At 48.7% G+C, this 15,465-nt stretch carries 10 protein-coding genes; all 10 read right to left on the bottom strand.

Annotated elements, in window-relative coordinates; all coding sequences use genetic code 11:
- Nucleotides 1–155 precede the first annotated feature (155 nt).
- The 10 genes from CEW91_RS10275 to ampD all read right to left on the bottom strand — a co-directional run bounded on the left by CEW91_RS10275 (nt 156) and on the right by ampD (nt 15,430).
- The gene (locus tag CEW91_RS10275; protein ID WP_088768866.1) at nt 156–3,254 is read right to left on the bottom strand and encodes an efflux RND transporter permease subunit; all 3,099 of its coding nucleotides are present in this window, start codon (nt 3,252–3,254) and stop codon (nt 156–158) included.
- Complete coding sequence (locus tag CEW91_RS10280) at nt 3,254–4,573, bottom strand: efflux RND transporter periplasmic adaptor subunit (protein ID WP_232506961.1); 1,320 nt, start codon at nt 4,571–4,573, stop codon at nt 3,254–3,256. The genes CEW91_RS10275 and CEW91_RS10280 overlap by 1 nt, the downstream gene beginning before the upstream one ends.
- 57 nt (nt 4,574–4,630) lie before the next feature.
- The gene (locus CEW91_RS10285; RefSeq protein WP_157776085.1) at nt 4,631–4,987 is read right to left on the bottom strand and encodes a hypothetical protein; all 357 of its coding nucleotides are present in this window, start codon (nt 4,985–4,987) and stop codon (nt 4,631–4,633) included.
- Entirely contained in the window at nt 4,987–7,056 is a 2,070-nt protein-coding gene (locus CEW91_RS10290; RefSeq protein WP_088768868.1) for a M13 family metallopeptidase, read from the bottom strand. The genes CEW91_RS10285 and CEW91_RS10290 overlap by 1 nt, the downstream gene beginning before the upstream one ends.
- A gap of 133 nt (nt 7,057–7,189) precedes the next feature.
- The gene (gene lpdA / locus CEW91_RS10295) at nt 7,190–8,617 is read right to left on the bottom strand and encodes a dihydrolipoyl dehydrogenase (protein WP_088768869.1); all 1,428 of its coding nucleotides are present in this window, start codon (nt 8,615–8,617) and stop codon (nt 7,190–7,192) included.
- A gap of 111 nt (nt 8,618–8,728) precedes the next feature.
- Entirely contained in the window at nt 8,729–10,489 is a 1,761-nt protein-coding gene (gene aceF / locus CEW91_RS10300; protein WP_088768870.1) for a dihydrolipoyllysine-residue acetyltransferase, read from the bottom strand.
- A 12-nt stretch (nt 10,490–10,501) separates the two neighbouring features.
- On the bottom strand, nt 10,502–13,174 hold the full coding sequence (gene aceE / locus CEW91_RS10305; protein WP_088768871.1) for a pyruvate dehydrogenase (acetyl-transferring), homodimeric type: 2,673 nt from the start codon (nt 13,172–13,174) through the stop codon (nt 10,502–10,504).
- Nucleotides 13,175–13,199: 25 nt separating this feature from the next.
- Entirely contained in the window at nt 13,200–13,946 is a 747-nt protein-coding gene (gene pdhR, locus CEW91_RS10310; RefSeq protein ID WP_088768872.1) for a pyruvate dehydrogenase complex transcriptional repressor PdhR, read from the bottom strand.
- Nucleotides 13,947–14,032: 86 nt separating this feature from the next.
- On the bottom strand, nt 14,033–14,869 hold the full coding sequence (gene ampE, locus CEW91_RS10315) for a beta-lactamase regulator AmpE (RefSeq protein WP_088768873.1): 837 nt from the start codon (nt 14,867–14,869) through the stop codon (nt 14,033–14,035).
- Nucleotides 14,870–14,881: 12 nt separating this feature from the next.
- Entirely contained in the window at nt 14,882–15,430 is a 549-nt protein-coding gene (gene ampD, locus CEW91_RS10320) for a 1,6-anhydro-N-acetylmuramyl-L-alanine amidase AmpD (protein ID WP_088769407.1), read from the bottom strand.
- Nucleotides 15,431–15,465: the final 35 nt, after the last annotated feature.

Below are 15,465 nucleotides of genomic sequence, written 5' to 3' on the forward strand. Positions count from 1 at the left end.
GGTAAGCGTTACGAGTGATGAAGGGCTTTATGACAGAGTGTCGAAGGCCATGGATGGCCTTCGTCAAGCGTTCATGGATGAACTTGCAGAGTCTCTGGCATAAAGCCCTTCATTGCTCAGGCGAAACATCCTCTCAGCGGCCGGTATTCCCTAAGCTACTTCCTCCCAAGATAAAACACAGCAGGAATGAGCAACATAGAGACCAATGGCGCCAAAATCATGCCGCCGACCATTGGCGCGGCAATGCGCTGCATGACCTCGTTGCCAATGCCACTACCCAGCATAATCGGCAGGAGCCCAATCACTATGGTTGCTACGGTCATCGCTTTGGGCCGCACTCGCAGCACAGCCCCTTCAACAATAGCGGACTCCAGCTGTTCGCGCTTTTCACCAACGCCTTTCCAGGCATTATTTAGGTAAAGCAGCATCACCACACCAAATTCTGCAGCAACACCCGCAAGGGCTATCATGCCGACCACAACCGCCAGCGACAGGTTATAGTCAAGCCAGTAGAGCAACCATAAGCTCCCAGTTAACGCCAGTGGTAAAGTAGCGATAACCAACAATGCCTGGTTCATGGAGCGAAACGTCAAATACAACAGTATAAGAATCAGCGCTAATGTCAGCGGAATAATCTCTTTCAGATCGGCTTCGACTTGTTGCATGGCCTGGTACTGTCCCGTCCAGCTCCAGTTATAACCGGTTGGCATTTCCAGTTGGCTAAGTTCATCATTCACCGCTGCGATGTACTCACTCACCGTCACACCAGCGGCAGGTTCAATAAACACCCAGCTGCTTAAACGCGCATTTTCGCTTTTTAACACAGCAGGTCCTGAGCTCAGCTCAACGGTTGCCACATCCGATAAGGTTAACCAGCGCCCATCGGCCCTAATCGGCAGCTCTCGCAACTTATCAATATGGTCACGTGCATTACGCGGATAGCGCAAGTTAATCGGGAAACGCTCATTGCCTTGCACTGAGGTGGCTATCTTCGCTCCTCCAATAGCCTGAGTCAGATGCTTTTGAATATCCGCTTGCGTTAAACCAAAGCGAGCTGCCTCACGCAGCTTTGGAGTCACTTCAATATAGCGTCCGTCGGCGGCCCGTTCCGCAATAACCGATGCCGTTTCTTGTCGCTCCGCTAGACGCTTTTCAATAGTGGTTGCCAACGTTTGTATTTCACCGAACTCGGCTCCGCTCACCTTTATCGCCAACGGTGTTTTAACTCCCGTTGCCAACATTTCTATGCGAGTTCTTATGGGCATAACCCAGGCGTTTGTCAGCCCCGGAATCTGAACGGCGTCATCCAGCTCCGCAATGATGTCATCCACCGTTTTACCCTCAGGCCATTCCGACTCCGGTGTCAGAGTAATACTGGTCTCAATCATGGTTAACGGTGCCGGATCCGTCGCGGTATCTGCCCGTCCGATTTTGCCAAAGACACGTTCAACTTGCGGATGCTGTGCTATCAGCTCATCGGTTTGTTGAAGCAGCTCTCCGGCTTCGTTGACGCTGATACCCGGTAATGTCGTCGGCATATACATTAAGTCGCCCTCATACAACGGCGGCATAAGTTCATAATCAAGCTTTTGCCACGGATACCAAGCGGTTGCCGTCACAGCGACACACAAAATGATAAGCACTTTCGGCCAGCGCAGCGTGAGATTTAAAAACGGCCGATAGAGCCAAATGAGTCCCCGAGTTAACGGGTTGGCATTTTCCGATGGAATTTTTCCTCTGACGAGTAGCGCAATGAGCACGGGAATGAGTGTTACCGCCAGAATAGAGGCCGCCCCCATCGCCAGCGTTTTTGTATACGCTAACGGTTCAAATAACCTACCCTGCTGACCTTGCAGCGCAAAGACCGGAATAAAGCTCACGGTTATGACCAGCAAAGAGAAAAACAGAGATGGGCCTACTTCGCTGCACGCATCGGTAATGAGGCGCCAACGATGAGCACCTTTTGCTGGCTCTTTGTGCTGTTCCTGATACGCATACAAATGCTTATGCGCATTTTCTATCATTACAATAGCGGCATCGACCAGAGCACCAATAGCTATGGCAATGCCACCTAGACTCATAATATTGGCGCTGATACCCAGCCCGTTCATTATCCAAATAGCGAGTAACACTGACAGCGGCAGACTAATAACCGCCACTAACGCTGAGCGCGCGTGCCATAAGAACAAGACACAGACAATCGCGACCAATGCCATTTCTTCAATGAGCTTCGAGGTAAGATTATCAACCGATGCCTGAATCAGCTGCGATCGATCGTAAGTAGTGACAAGCTCAACGCCTTCGGGTAAACCTTGTTTTAACTCATCGAGTTTTGCTTTGACGTTATCAATGGTCTGCAATGCATTAGCGCCGTAACGCATCACCACAATACCGCCAACCACTTCACCTTCGCCATCTAAATCAGCAACGCCCCGACGTACCTGTGGGCCTAGACGAACGTGAGCGACATCTTCCAGTAACAGCACTCCATCGTTCTCTGAACGCTTCACTAATGGCAGTTGGCGCAAGTCTTCGATAGATTGAATGTAACCAAGCCCTCTCACCATATACTCGGCTTCGGCCATTTCCACCACAGAACCACCGACTTCGGCATTGGCCTGTTGAATAGCGCGCTCAATGTCTGTCAGTGTTAATTCATACTGATGCAATTTGCTGGGCTCAACAACAACTTGGTAAGTCTCCACCATGCCGCCAACGCGGGCGACTTCGGCAACCCCCTCAACACTTTGCAACTCTTGCTGAAGGTACCAGTTTTGTAACCGTGTGAGCTCTCCTAGATTATGTTCACCACTGTTATCAACCAGGGCGTATTGGTAAATCCAACCAACACCGGTGGCGTCAGGACCGAGGCTGGGCTGCACGTCAGCCGGCAACTGACTCTTAGCCTGATCCAAATACTCTATTACCCGGCTTCTAGCCCAGTAAGGGTCCGTTCCCTCTTCAAAAATAACGTAGACGTAAGAATCGCCAAAAAAAGAAAAGCCACGCACCGACTTTGTATTGGGTACTGACAACATCACGCTGGAAAGCGGATAAGTGACTTGTTCTTCAACCACCGCAGGTGCCTGCCCCGGATAGTTGGTTTTGACAATGACCTGCACGTCAGACAAGTCAGGAATCGCATCCAATTTGGTTTGCTGCAGCGACTGCCACGCTAAATAGCTTAACGCAGCGAACAACAGCAATACCAGCAATGGGTTACGCAGCGAAGCTTGTATAATTCGGGTAAGCATTAGTGGCCTCCATGTTCATGAGACATGGCAGGTGCTTTCTCACCGTCTGGCTGCATCCCTCGCAGTGACGCTTCAGAATCTAAAAGGAACTGACCGTTAGTAACCACTCGCTCACCCTCAGAAAGACCGTCTGTTATCACCACTTCATCGTCAACGCGCAGGCCGGTCTTAACTTCCCTTACAGCAAACGCCTGTTCACCCACTTGTACCAGGACCCGATTATTTTTAGCCGTCGTAATTAAACTTTTAACCGGAACAGCCAAGGCGTTTTTTACGGGCGACAGCTCAACATGGCCGGTTGCCCATAGTCCCTCTCGAAGGCTATCTATGGAACTATCAATAGGCACACGAGCGGTGAGTGTTTGAGTCTGTGGGTCTACTTGCGGGTAAACGTAGTCAATTTTGTTCATCCAGTGGCCACTTACCTGATCCGAACTTAAGTGGACCATTTGACCGGTACTGAGTTGGTCAGCATAGCGCACTGGAATATCGAGCATAAACCAGAGCTGTTGGTCGTCAGTAATGGTCATTAATTCTAACCCCGGACTCACATACATGCCTTGCTGAATATTAAGTTCAGTGACATAGCCCGACTGCGGCGCATAATAGTCCACTTCGTAGGACGCTTGCCTTGTTTTTTCCAGCTCGCTAATTTGTTGCTCATTCATCCCCAGCAGCAGTAAGCGTTGTTTCCCCCGACGTTTGAATTGCCGCTGACTTTCGGCGTTGCCTACTTCGTTTAGTGAGTTAAGAAGTTGAAGATAGTCGTCTTGAGCAACGACTAAATCAGGCGCATACACTCGGTAAAGTTTTTCGGCCTGCTCTACCCACTGACCTTCAACATCGGCATATAATTCTTCAACCCAACCCTCGGCGCGAGAATGCACATGATACTTTGCCGACTGTTGCCAGCGTACCTGCGCCTGAGCCTTTAGCATGGGCTGCAGATCTTTACGAGTGGCTTTCGCCGTGGTGACACGTATCGCCTGTTGCTGCGCCTTGGGGACATGAAAGCTCTTTTGTGAAGACATAGCGCTCATGTCATGTCCGCTATGACCATCCTCAGCCATTTGAGGTTCCTGCTTTTTCTCTCGCTCCACCAAGTCCATACCGCATATCGGGCAAGTGCCTGGCTCGTCTTTTACGATCTGACTATGCATAGGGCACACGTATTCGGTTCCAGCATCAAAGGGGCTCTTATCACTGTCGTGCTGACTCTGATGCTGATGCTCACTATGGTCTTGCAACGCTGCGGCGAATGAGCTGAATGTTGGCGTACTGAAAATAAGCGCAATTAGCGCCAGTAATAAAATTCGCATGGTTTACCACCTAAAATAATGACAACAAACTTTACTAAGAAAGCGGATTTCTTTTTATTAAGCTGTGGTCAATTTTGGCGGCCGAATAAGACGTTCTGTGCGCTGCCACAAGGAGAGTTCACTCATTGTGTAGCTTTGTGAAAGAGAGGTATTTTCAATAACATTGAATACATTGGTCAAGCCAATTTGGCCAGCACAGTGTTGTTCACAATGCTGGCAAAATGAGCTTTCTTCGTCACAGCTGCTCTGTTGCATAGCCGCGTTCGTTTCATCGCAACAATCATGCCCGGACATGTCATGAGTAGAAGCGCTAACGGCATCTGACATTGGCATAGCGTGCGCTATTGGTGAGGAGAAACTCCCCACCAACAACACCGTTATTAATGTCAAAATTACCGTTAGCGTTTTCATCATTACCAAATAGTAACACGATTTTCTGGTGCTACGTACAGCTCGTCACCTTCTTTCACGTCGAACGCTTCGTAAAACGCTGGTACGTTAACAACCGTGCCGTTAACACGATATTCAGCTGGTGAATGAGGGTCGCTCATGACCTGTTGACGAATCGCGTCTTCACGGTACTTACCGCGCCATACTTGTGCCCAGCCAATGAACACGCGCTGGCTACCGGTAAAGCCATCCAATACGGGGGCTTGTTCACCCTCCAGTGACATTTTGTACGCTTCATAAGCGATAGTCAGACCGGCTAAGTCACCAATGTTTTCGCCCAGTGTCAGGTCGCCATTCACGTTCAAGCCTTCGATAGGTTCATATTGGCTAAACTGTTCAGACAGCTTTTGACCACGCTCATCGAACGCTTCACGATCGGCGTCAGTCCACCAGCTTTGCAGGTTGCCGTCACCATCGTATTTAGAACCCTGGTCATCAAAACCATGACCCATTTCGTGACCGATAACCGCACCAATGCCACCGTAGTTCACTGCCATTTCTGCGTCCATATCAAAGAACGGAGGCTGTAAAATACCCGCAGGGAATACGATTTCATTACGCACAGGACTGTAATAAGCATTGACCGTTTGCGGTGTCATGCCCCAGTCTTCTTCATCTACCGGACCACCAATTTTGGCAATCTCTTCCTGGTAGTTAAACTCGGCGTATGCTTTGTAATTGCTCACTAAGTCCGTTGCTGAAATTTCCAGCTCGCTGTAGTCACGCCATTCATTCGGGTAACCAACTTTCGGATCAAATTTGGCAAGCTTCTCTAGCGCTTTCTCTTTCGTTTCTTCCGTCATCCACTCAAGGTTTTTGATGGACTCACCATAAGCCTCGCGAAGGTTCTCAATAAGACCTTCCATTTTCTCTTTCGCTTCTGGCGGGAAGTATTCTTTAACGTAGACCTGACCCAGCACTTCGCCCAGCACGCTGTTTGTTGCGTCCACTGCGCGCTTCCAACGAGGCTCTTGTTCCGGGGTGCCACGTAAAACAGTGCCATAGAAATCAAAACGGCGCTGACCAATTTCTTCGCTCAGAGCCGATGCATATTCATTGACGACACGCAGGCTCAAATAGTCCTGCCAGGTTTGTAAGTCAACGTCAGCAAATAGGTTACCGAAATCTTCGAAGAACGACGGCTGGCGAATGACCATTTCTTCAACGTGTGACAGTTCAGACGTTTCTATGAAACGTTTGAAGTCAAAGTTTGAGAACATACCAGCGACTTCATCAGCGGTTTTCTTGTTGTAGGTTTTATCCGCATTACGGCTTTCTACACGGCTCCACTGTACCTCAGCAAGCTTGGTTTCCAAGTCCAGAATGCGCTCGGCAGCCTCATCGGTATTTTCCAAACCAACCATTCCCAGAATGTCAGTAATGTAACTAACGTACTCTGCGCGAATCTCTTCAAATTTCTCTTCGTCTTTTAGGTAGTAGTCACGGTCGGGCAAGCCAAGACCCGCTTGGTACATATACATGGCGTTAGTTTGTGGATCTTTCGCATCAGGGTAGACGTAGAAACCGAACGGAATGGAAACGCCGCTACGGAACATACGCGCCATGTGCTCAGCAACCGCTTCATGACTGTCTAACGCCTGAATGGCTTCAAGGTCATTAGCGATTGGCTTAGCGCCTAGTTCATTCAGGGTTTCAGTGTCCATGTATGCATTGAAAAAGTCCCCAATTTTACGCTCAGGAGTACCCGGCTCCGGGTTTGCCGCTGCGGCGCCTTCTATAATGTCACGCAAGCGTTTCTGATTCAGTTCACGCAAATCGTAGAATGCACCAATAGAAGAACGGTCCGACGGTATTTCTGTTTTCTCAATCCAGCTACCGTTGACGTAGCGGAACAAATCATTCTGAGGCTTCACGCTGTGGTCGAAATTCTCAAGAATAACGCCCGACGTCAGTTGCTGTTGGGTTTCTTCTACTTGCTGGGACTGCTGGTTATTTTGCTCTTGCTGCGGTGAGCAAGCGCCCAGAGTCAATGCCATAGATACGCCTAGCGCTACAGCGGTCAATTTTTTCATTGGTCGTCACCTTTTTATAGTGTTCGTTATTTTAGCCCCATTAAACTAGCGCATTGTGAAATTCAGCGCAAAAAAAACGGCCACATTCGCGCTGAATGTAGCCGTTTTGCCGATAGTTTATCGTAACAAAATGTTACTTCTTCTTTTTCGCCTTAGGATTCGGCATATCGGTAATTGACCCTTCCTGAATTTCTGCGGCTAAACCAACAGACTCATGTAAGGTTGGGTGCGCATGAACCGTCAACGCGATGTCTTCCGCGTCGCAGCCCATTTCAATGGCTAAGCAAACTTCGCCCAACAGCTCGCCGGCATTGCTACCACACATAGCACCACCAATAATACGATTATTCTTATCAAAGATAAGTTTCGTCATACCCTGCTGTGCATTTGACGCAATTGCACGGCCTGATGCAGACCATGGGAAAGTCACTGCGTCGTACTCAATGCCTTGTTCTTTCGCTTCTTTTTCGGTTACACCAGCCCAGGCAACTTCCGGGTTGGTATACATGATAGAAGGAATGACTTTAGGTTCGAAGAAATGCTTTTTACCAGCAATAACTTCAGCCGCAACATGCGATTCGTGTACCGCTTTATGCGCCAGCATTGGTTGCCCAACAATGTCGCCGATAGCGAAAATGTGGTCAACGTTAGTACGCATTTGACTGTCGACTTTAATGAAACCACGGTCGTCAACGTTAACACCCGCTTTGTCGGCATCAATTTTGTTACCATTTGGCGCGCGGCCAACGGCGACCAGAACCGCATCGTACTTGACCGGATCTTTTGGCGCTTTATCACCTTCAAAGGTAACGTAAACACCATCTTTCTTCGCTTCTACGTTGGTCGCTTTGGTGTTTAACATCACATTTTCAAAACGGCCTTTAATTTGCTTGTTAAAGCTCTTGATAATATCCGCATCCGCCGGCGGCACAAGTTGGTCCGTCATTTCAACCACATCGACTTTAGAGCCTAATGATGCGTAAACCTGACCCATTTCCAGAGCGATAATACCGCCGCCAAGCAACAGCATTTTCTTTGGAATTTCTTTCAGTTCAAGGGCATCAGTAGAGTCCCAGATACGATCGTCATCATGAGGAATGAACGGCAATTTAATCGCCTGAGAACCCGCAGCGATAATCGCATTATCAAATTTAACTTCGGTTTCGCCGTCGTCACCTTCAACTTTAATGGTGTTGCTGCCGGTAAATTTTCCGTAACCGTTAACGACTTTCACCTTGCGCATTTTTGACATTTGACCAAGGCCGCCAGTCAATTGCCCAACCACTTTCTCTTTATGCTTACGCAGCTTGTCCAGGTCAATCTTCGGCTCGCCAAACTCAATACCTTCTGCGGCTAAATGCTGTGCTTCTTCAATGTGTTTGGTCATGTGCAGCAGTGCTTTTGACGGGATACAGCCAACGTTCAGGCAAACGCCGCCTAAGGTGCTGTAACGCTCAATCAAAACAACATCCAGACCCAAATCAGCCGCACGGAAAGCCGCTGAATATCCACCCGGGCCCGACCCTAACACTACTACCTGTGTTGTAATTTTGTCGCTCATGTTAACCCCTTTTTTGTCACGACCAGTTGAGCCACTGGCCGCGGTCAGTCAACGCTAAATGTGGCGCTATTGTAGCGCGAATTAATTCGTATTTCCCGTGCAAATTGGTGCTTAAAGCACCAATTTTCGGATATCTCCCAATACACCGCTTAAGTAGGCTGTAAAGCGAGCAGCCTCAGCACCATCAATAACACGGTGATCGTAAGACAATGACAACGGTAAGGTTAAGCGAGGCTCAAACTCTTTACCATTCCACTTAGGTTTCATTTCGTTTCTTGAAACCCCAAGGATAGCCACATCGGGTGCGTTCACAATTGGCGTAAACGCTGTGCCACCAATGCCACCAAGACTGGAAATTGAGAAGCAGCCACCTTGCATATCTGCAGCTTTCAACTTACCGTCACGGGCTTTCGAGCTAATTTCTACCAATTCCTCAGACAGCTCGTAAATACCTTTCTTGTCAACGTCACGAATAACCGGAACCACCAACCCGTTTGGTGTATCTACCGCAATACCAATGTGTACATATTTCTTCATGTACAACGACTCACCAGACTCAGAAAGTGATGAGTTAAAGGTTGGGAATTCACGCAGCGCTTTCGCACAAGCTTTCATGATGAACACCAGCGGCGTTATCTTGAAGCCTAAATCCTGCTTCTTCGCCACTTCATTTTCGGCTTTACGGAATTTTTCCAGCTCGGTGATATCCGCTTCGTCAAATTGCGTGACATGCGGAATCGTCACCCAGTTGCGGTGTAGGTTTGGCCCAGACTTACGCTGAATGCGTGACAGTTGCACCTCTTCCACTTCACCAAACTTGCTGAAGTCGACCTTCGGTGGGTCGATAACCTGCAGTCCACCGCCACCTTGTCCGGTTGCACCAGCAACGGCTTTCGGACGAGACAGTTCGTATTTAACGAAGTCCTGTACATCTTCTTTCAGGATACGATTTTTCGGGCCTGAGCCTTTGACTTGTGACAAGTCAACGCCAAATTCGCGAGCCACACGACGTACTGCTGGTGATGCATGCAATACGCCTTCTTTACGATCGCTACGTTGGCTTGGGTGATCAGGCACGGGCGGCTGACGTTCGCCACTTGGCTTAGCACTTTTGCCGCTGTCGCCTTTTGACTCCTGCTTATCAGCATCGTCAGACTTGCTTTCTTCTTTCGGTGCCGCTTCTTTGTCTGACTCGTCACTTGAGTCATCACTATCGTCAGCCCCTTCTGATACCTTCAGTTTAGCGATCACTGAGCCCTGTGACACCTTGTCGCCAACACTAACCAGCATTTCTTCGATTTCGCCGTCTTGTGGACAAGGCACATCCATTGTCGCTTTGTCGGTTTCTAAGGTAATTAAGCCATCTTCTTCGGCTACGGAATCGCCTTTAGACACCAAGACTTCAATGATTTCAACGTCTTCCTCGTCACCGATATCCGGTACCTCTACATCAATGACTTTGCTACCGCCAGAAGACTTTTTCTTCGGCTCAGAAGATTCTTCTTTCTCTTCTTCTGTGTCCTCATCTTTCGATTCAGACGCTTTTTCCTCGTCTTTATCGTCAGACTTGTCTTCTTTTTCCTCGGACTTTTCGTCTTCTTTCTCTTCTTCATCATCAGAAGAGTCAGAATCGCCGGCAGCTTCAACAATAGCGAGTACATCGCCTTCGCTGATGGTGTCGCCTTCTTTGACTTTCAGCTCAACAATTTTGCCACCTGAAGACGCCGGAATATCCATTGACGCTTTGTCACTTTCAACCGTCACGATACCGTCTTCTTGTTCAACGGTATCGCCTTCACTGACGAGAATTTCAATGACTTCTACTTCTTCACCGCCCACGTCGGGGACTTTGAGTTCGATTTGATCGGCCATCTCAGTACCTCCTTACGCCAAACGTGGGTTCAGTTTGTCAGTGTCGATACCGTAGTCTTTGATAGCTTTTGCCACCACTTTCTTATCGATATCACCTTGGTCTGCCAGCTCTTTTAACGCCGCAACCACAATGTACTGCGGGTCAATTTCAAAGTGCTTACGCAAGTTCGCACGGCTGTCAGAACGACCATAACCATCGGTGCCCAGCACGCGGTATGGTGTTGGTACCCAGGCACGAACCTGATCGGCATACAGCTTCACGTAGTCAGTTGCCGCAACCGCAGGACCTTTGGCTTTCTTCATCACTTGTGTAATGTAAGCTTCTTTTTCTTTCTTCTCAGGATGCAGCATGTTCCAACGGTCGGTGTCTAAACCGTCACGCGCCAGCTCGTTAAACGAGGTTACGCTGTATACCGTTGAGTTAATGTCGTAGTCCTCAGCAAGAATATCAGCTGCTTTGCGTACCTGCTGTAAAATGGTGCCGCTACCTAAGAGCTGCACATCACCTTTGGCTTTCTTCTTGGCTTTTACCTTATCTAGCTCGTAAATACCTTTCAGAATGCCTTCTTCAACGCCTTCTGGCATTTCCGGCTGATGGTAGTTTTCGTTCATGACGGTAATGTAGTAGAACACATTTTCCTGATCGCCAAACATGCGCTTCAGGCCGTCCTGAACAATGACAGCAATTTCATAACCGTAGGTTGGGTCGTAGCTGATGCAGTTTGGCACCGTACCAAAGTGCACTAAGCTGTGCCCGTCCTGGTGCTGCAGGCCTTCACCGTTCAGCGTTGTACGACCGGCTGTACCGCCGACCAGGAAGCCGCGAGTTTGGCTGTCGCCGGCTGCCCAGACTAAGTCGCCGACACGCTGGAAGCCGAACATCGAGTAATAAATGTAGAACGGAATCATCGGTTCGTTGTTCAACGAGTAACTGGTACCCGCTGCCACCCATGACGCCATTGCGCCCAATTCGTTAATACCTTCCTGAATCACCTGGCCTTTTTTATCTTCACGATAATAGGCAACCTGGTCTTTATCCTGCGGCGTGTACTTCTGGCCATGGTGGGCATAAATACCAACCTGACGGAATAAGCCCTCCATACCGAAGGTACGAGCCTCATCCGGGATAATAGGAACAATACGCTTACCAATTTTCTTGTCTTTCAGCAATGCGGTAAGAACACGCACAAACGCCATGGTCGACGAAATCTCACGGTCGCCAGAGCCTTTCAAGACTGCATCAAACGCCTTCAGCGATGGCAGCTCAAGTTCAACGTCCGATTCAGGACGACGTACTGGCATGTAGCCATTCAGACTTTCACGACGTTCGTTCATATACTTCATTTCGTCGCTGTCGTCTTCAAACTTGTAATACGGTAAGTCTTCTAACTCTTCGTCTTTAAACGGAATGTTGAAGCGGTCGCGCAGATGCTTAATGGCATCCATGTCCATTTTCTTCACCTGGTGGGCAATGTTTTTCCCTTCACCGGCGGCGCCCATGCCATAACCTTTCACGGTTTTCGCCAAAATAACCTGCGGACGACCTTTAGTGTTCGCGGCTTTATGGTAGGCCGAGTACACTTTGACCGGATCGTGACCACCACGGTTCAGGCGCCAGATGTCTTCGTCTGACAAGTTGGCAACCATTTCTTCGGTTTCAGGATACTTACCAAAGAAGTTTTCACGGGTAAATTTACCGCCTTTGGCTTTAAAGTTCTGGTAGTCACCGTCAACGGTTTCTTCCATCAGCTGCTGCAACTTACCTTCGGTGTCACGATACAACAGTGGATCCCAATAACGACCCCAGATAACCTTAATCACTTCCCAGCCTGCGCCGTGGAACGTGCCTTCCAGTTCCTGAATGATTTTACCGTTACCACGCACCGGACCATCTAAGCGCTGCAGGTTACAGTTAATGACAAAGGTTAGGTTGTCTAACTCTTCACGTGCGGCCAGGCCAATAGCACCCAAGCTTTCTGGCTCATCGGTCTCACCATCACCCATAAAGCAGTAAACACGCTGATTTGAGCAATCTTTAATGCCACGGTCTGTCAGGTATTTCAGGAAACGGGCTAAGTAAATTGCCTGAATTGGTCCTAAGCCCATTGATACGGTCGGGAATTGCCAGAAATCAGGCATTAAGTTTGGGTGAGGATACGAAGGTAGACCTTTACCTTCCACTTCCTGACGGAAATTGTTCAGCTGCTCTTCGGTCAAACGGCCTTCTAAGAACGCTCGACCATAAATACCTGGCGACGCGTGACCCTGAATGAATAGGAAGTCACCACCGTCTTTGTCGTTTGGCGCACGGAAGAAGTGGTTAAAGCCCACATCGTAAAGCATTGCTGATGAGGCGAAGCTGGCGATATGCCCGCCCAATTCTTCGCCTTTTTGTGAGGCGCGCAAGACCATCATAACCGCATTCCAGCGAATTGCTGAACGAATGCGCGCTTCCATCGTTTGATTACCCGGCATGGTCGGTTCCTGGCTGGCAGGAATCGTGTTCAAATAGGCCGTGGTTGGCTTATAAGGCAGGTAGGCTCCATTTCGGCGAGCCTTATCGACTAACTGCTCTAACAGGAAGTGAGCGCGCTCCGGACCTTCTGCATCCAGCACACCCTCAAGAGCATCTAACCACTCCTGAGTTTCCTGTGTGTCGACATCTTGTGTTAATTGATCACTCATAGCAATTCCTTACCTTCTTATCAATTCAGGAACGTCGCAGCGAACGCTGAATACGAGACTGTTCTTTGCCTAACTCTAACAATATCTGTTCAATATAGGTCAAATGTTGGTGACACGCATCCCGCGCTTGCTCCGGTTGTCCATCAACAATGGCGCTAACCAATTGCTGACGGTGTTGATTCAGTTTTTCCAGTAATTCTTTACGACCGCCAATAATGTCTAAGTTTTGGCGAATATTTTCCGCTAATAATTCCTGCATGCCCTGCACAACGTGCATTAGAATCACATTGTGAGAGGCTTCAGCTATACGGTGGTAGAACTCAACCAAAGCGTCCACCTGCTCGTTAATTGGGTCGCTCTGGCTTTGCATTATTCCTTTAATACTCTCTTCGATGCGTTCTAGATCGGCTTTGGTACCTCTCAGTGCCGCATAAAATGACGAAATGCCTTCCAGTGCATGACGAAATTCCAGCAAATCAAACTGCGATTCAGGGTGTTTTGCCAATAACTCAAATAAAGGCTGGGTCAGTTGCTCGTTAACCGTATTCACCACATAAGTGCCACCGCCTTGCCGGCGCTCAACAACGCCTTTCGCTTCAAGCTTCTGAATGGCTTCACGTAAAGAGGGTCTGGACACATTAAACTGTTGCGCCAGCTGTCTTTCTGACGGCAGTTTCTGACCTGCGCGCAAACGACCATCCACAATCATTTGCTCTAAATGAGCAACGATTGTATCGGATAGTTTCGTTTGTTTAATAGGCAATTCAGACATTTCGGTAAATTGGTCAGACCAAAAGATGCTGTTATTCTAAATCATTTAGAGCAGTAGCCCAAATTTTTCTGCGCTGGTACAACCAGCTACAAAATGGTGCCGAAAAGCGTTAATACCGCAATCACTGTCACCCAGAAGATTTGTTGCCTGCGCATCAGTTTAAGTTGGCAGGTCGCGTGCTCTGTCTTGTCATCCGGATGCTGTGGCGTATCCTCTGCATTTTCTGCCACTTCAAATAACAGGTTTTTAGGCTCGCTGTAAGGCATGGTTGTTAACCGAATCCAGACCGGCAGTGCGCGTGAGAAATGACCGACGATCAGCAAACCAAACCCCGCTAGTCTAACGGGAATCCAGTCAGCGAACCACAGCAGACGTGTCCAGTAACTCGTTGAGTTATCGGGTGATTCTTGCCTCTTTTCTGCATCAGAAGCGATCCGGAAAGTGGCATAAACTAACGCGCCAAAGCTACCAAACAGCACGAAATAAAATAGGACGGCTAAATACTGTCGGTAGTTGATCCATATCAGAGATTGATTAATTAACGCGCTCTTATTCAAACCGGAGTCGTCTGCAAGCGCTTGACGGTGGCGCTCACTATCCGCGTCATCGCCACGGTTTGCGGCGTTTAAATACGCTTTATAATGAATGCGGGCGGGCTCACAGTTAATGGCCAGAAGCAGCGCGCCAATACTGACAAGAAACGTCACCAACAAGTTATCAAGTAGCAATACGAGCACACCAACAAAGAACGCAGGCACCATCATTCGTAAAAAGCTTGCCGGAGCACTTTGCCATTTTTCATCGTTGAGCTTTGCGGCACTCCAGCGTTGCCAGCGGTTTAAGTAAAACTGCCAATGTAACGCATCCGGACTATGGTAAAGCCGCTCGATACTCAATGCGATTAGCAACGCGATGAGAACCATCTAGTGCTCCTTTTACAATTGATTCAGGTATTTTGACCAGTCAAAACCAATGCCTGGATCCGTCTTTCGACCCGGCGCGATATCCTCATGGCCAACAATGCGGTGCCGATTCAGTTTTGGATAGTGCTTCAACAACAACTTTGTGACCCCCACCAAGCATTCATACTGCTTGTCAGTATAGGCAGTCTTGTCCGTGCCTTCTAGCTCAATACCAATACTAAAGTCATTACAACGTTTGCGCCCACAGTACCGGGACTGACCCGCGTGCCAAGCTCGCTTATCAAAGGGCACATATTGTTCCAGCGTGCCGTCACGGCGAATAACACAATGCGCGGATACGCGCAGCCCTTGCAGTGGTGCTAAGTCGGGGTGTGCGCTGCTATCGAGCTCCCCCATAAATAAGTCTTTGACGTAAGGCGTACCATAGTCGCCTTCAGGCAAGCTAATACAGTGAATAACTAACAGGTTAATATCAACATCACTGGGCCGCTCGTCAAAGTGCGGCGACGCGTGTTGCATAGCGTGAGTTATTTTATGGTTTTTCAGTTGTTCGCTTTTCACAGGCTCAACAAAACGGTAAAGTTTGCCCCCTAGTA

The organism is Idiomarina piscisalsi (assembly GCF_002211765.1).
Taxonomy (GTDB): Bacteria; Pseudomonadota; Gammaproteobacteria; order Enterobacterales; family Alteromonadaceae; genus Idiomarina; species Idiomarina piscisalsi_A.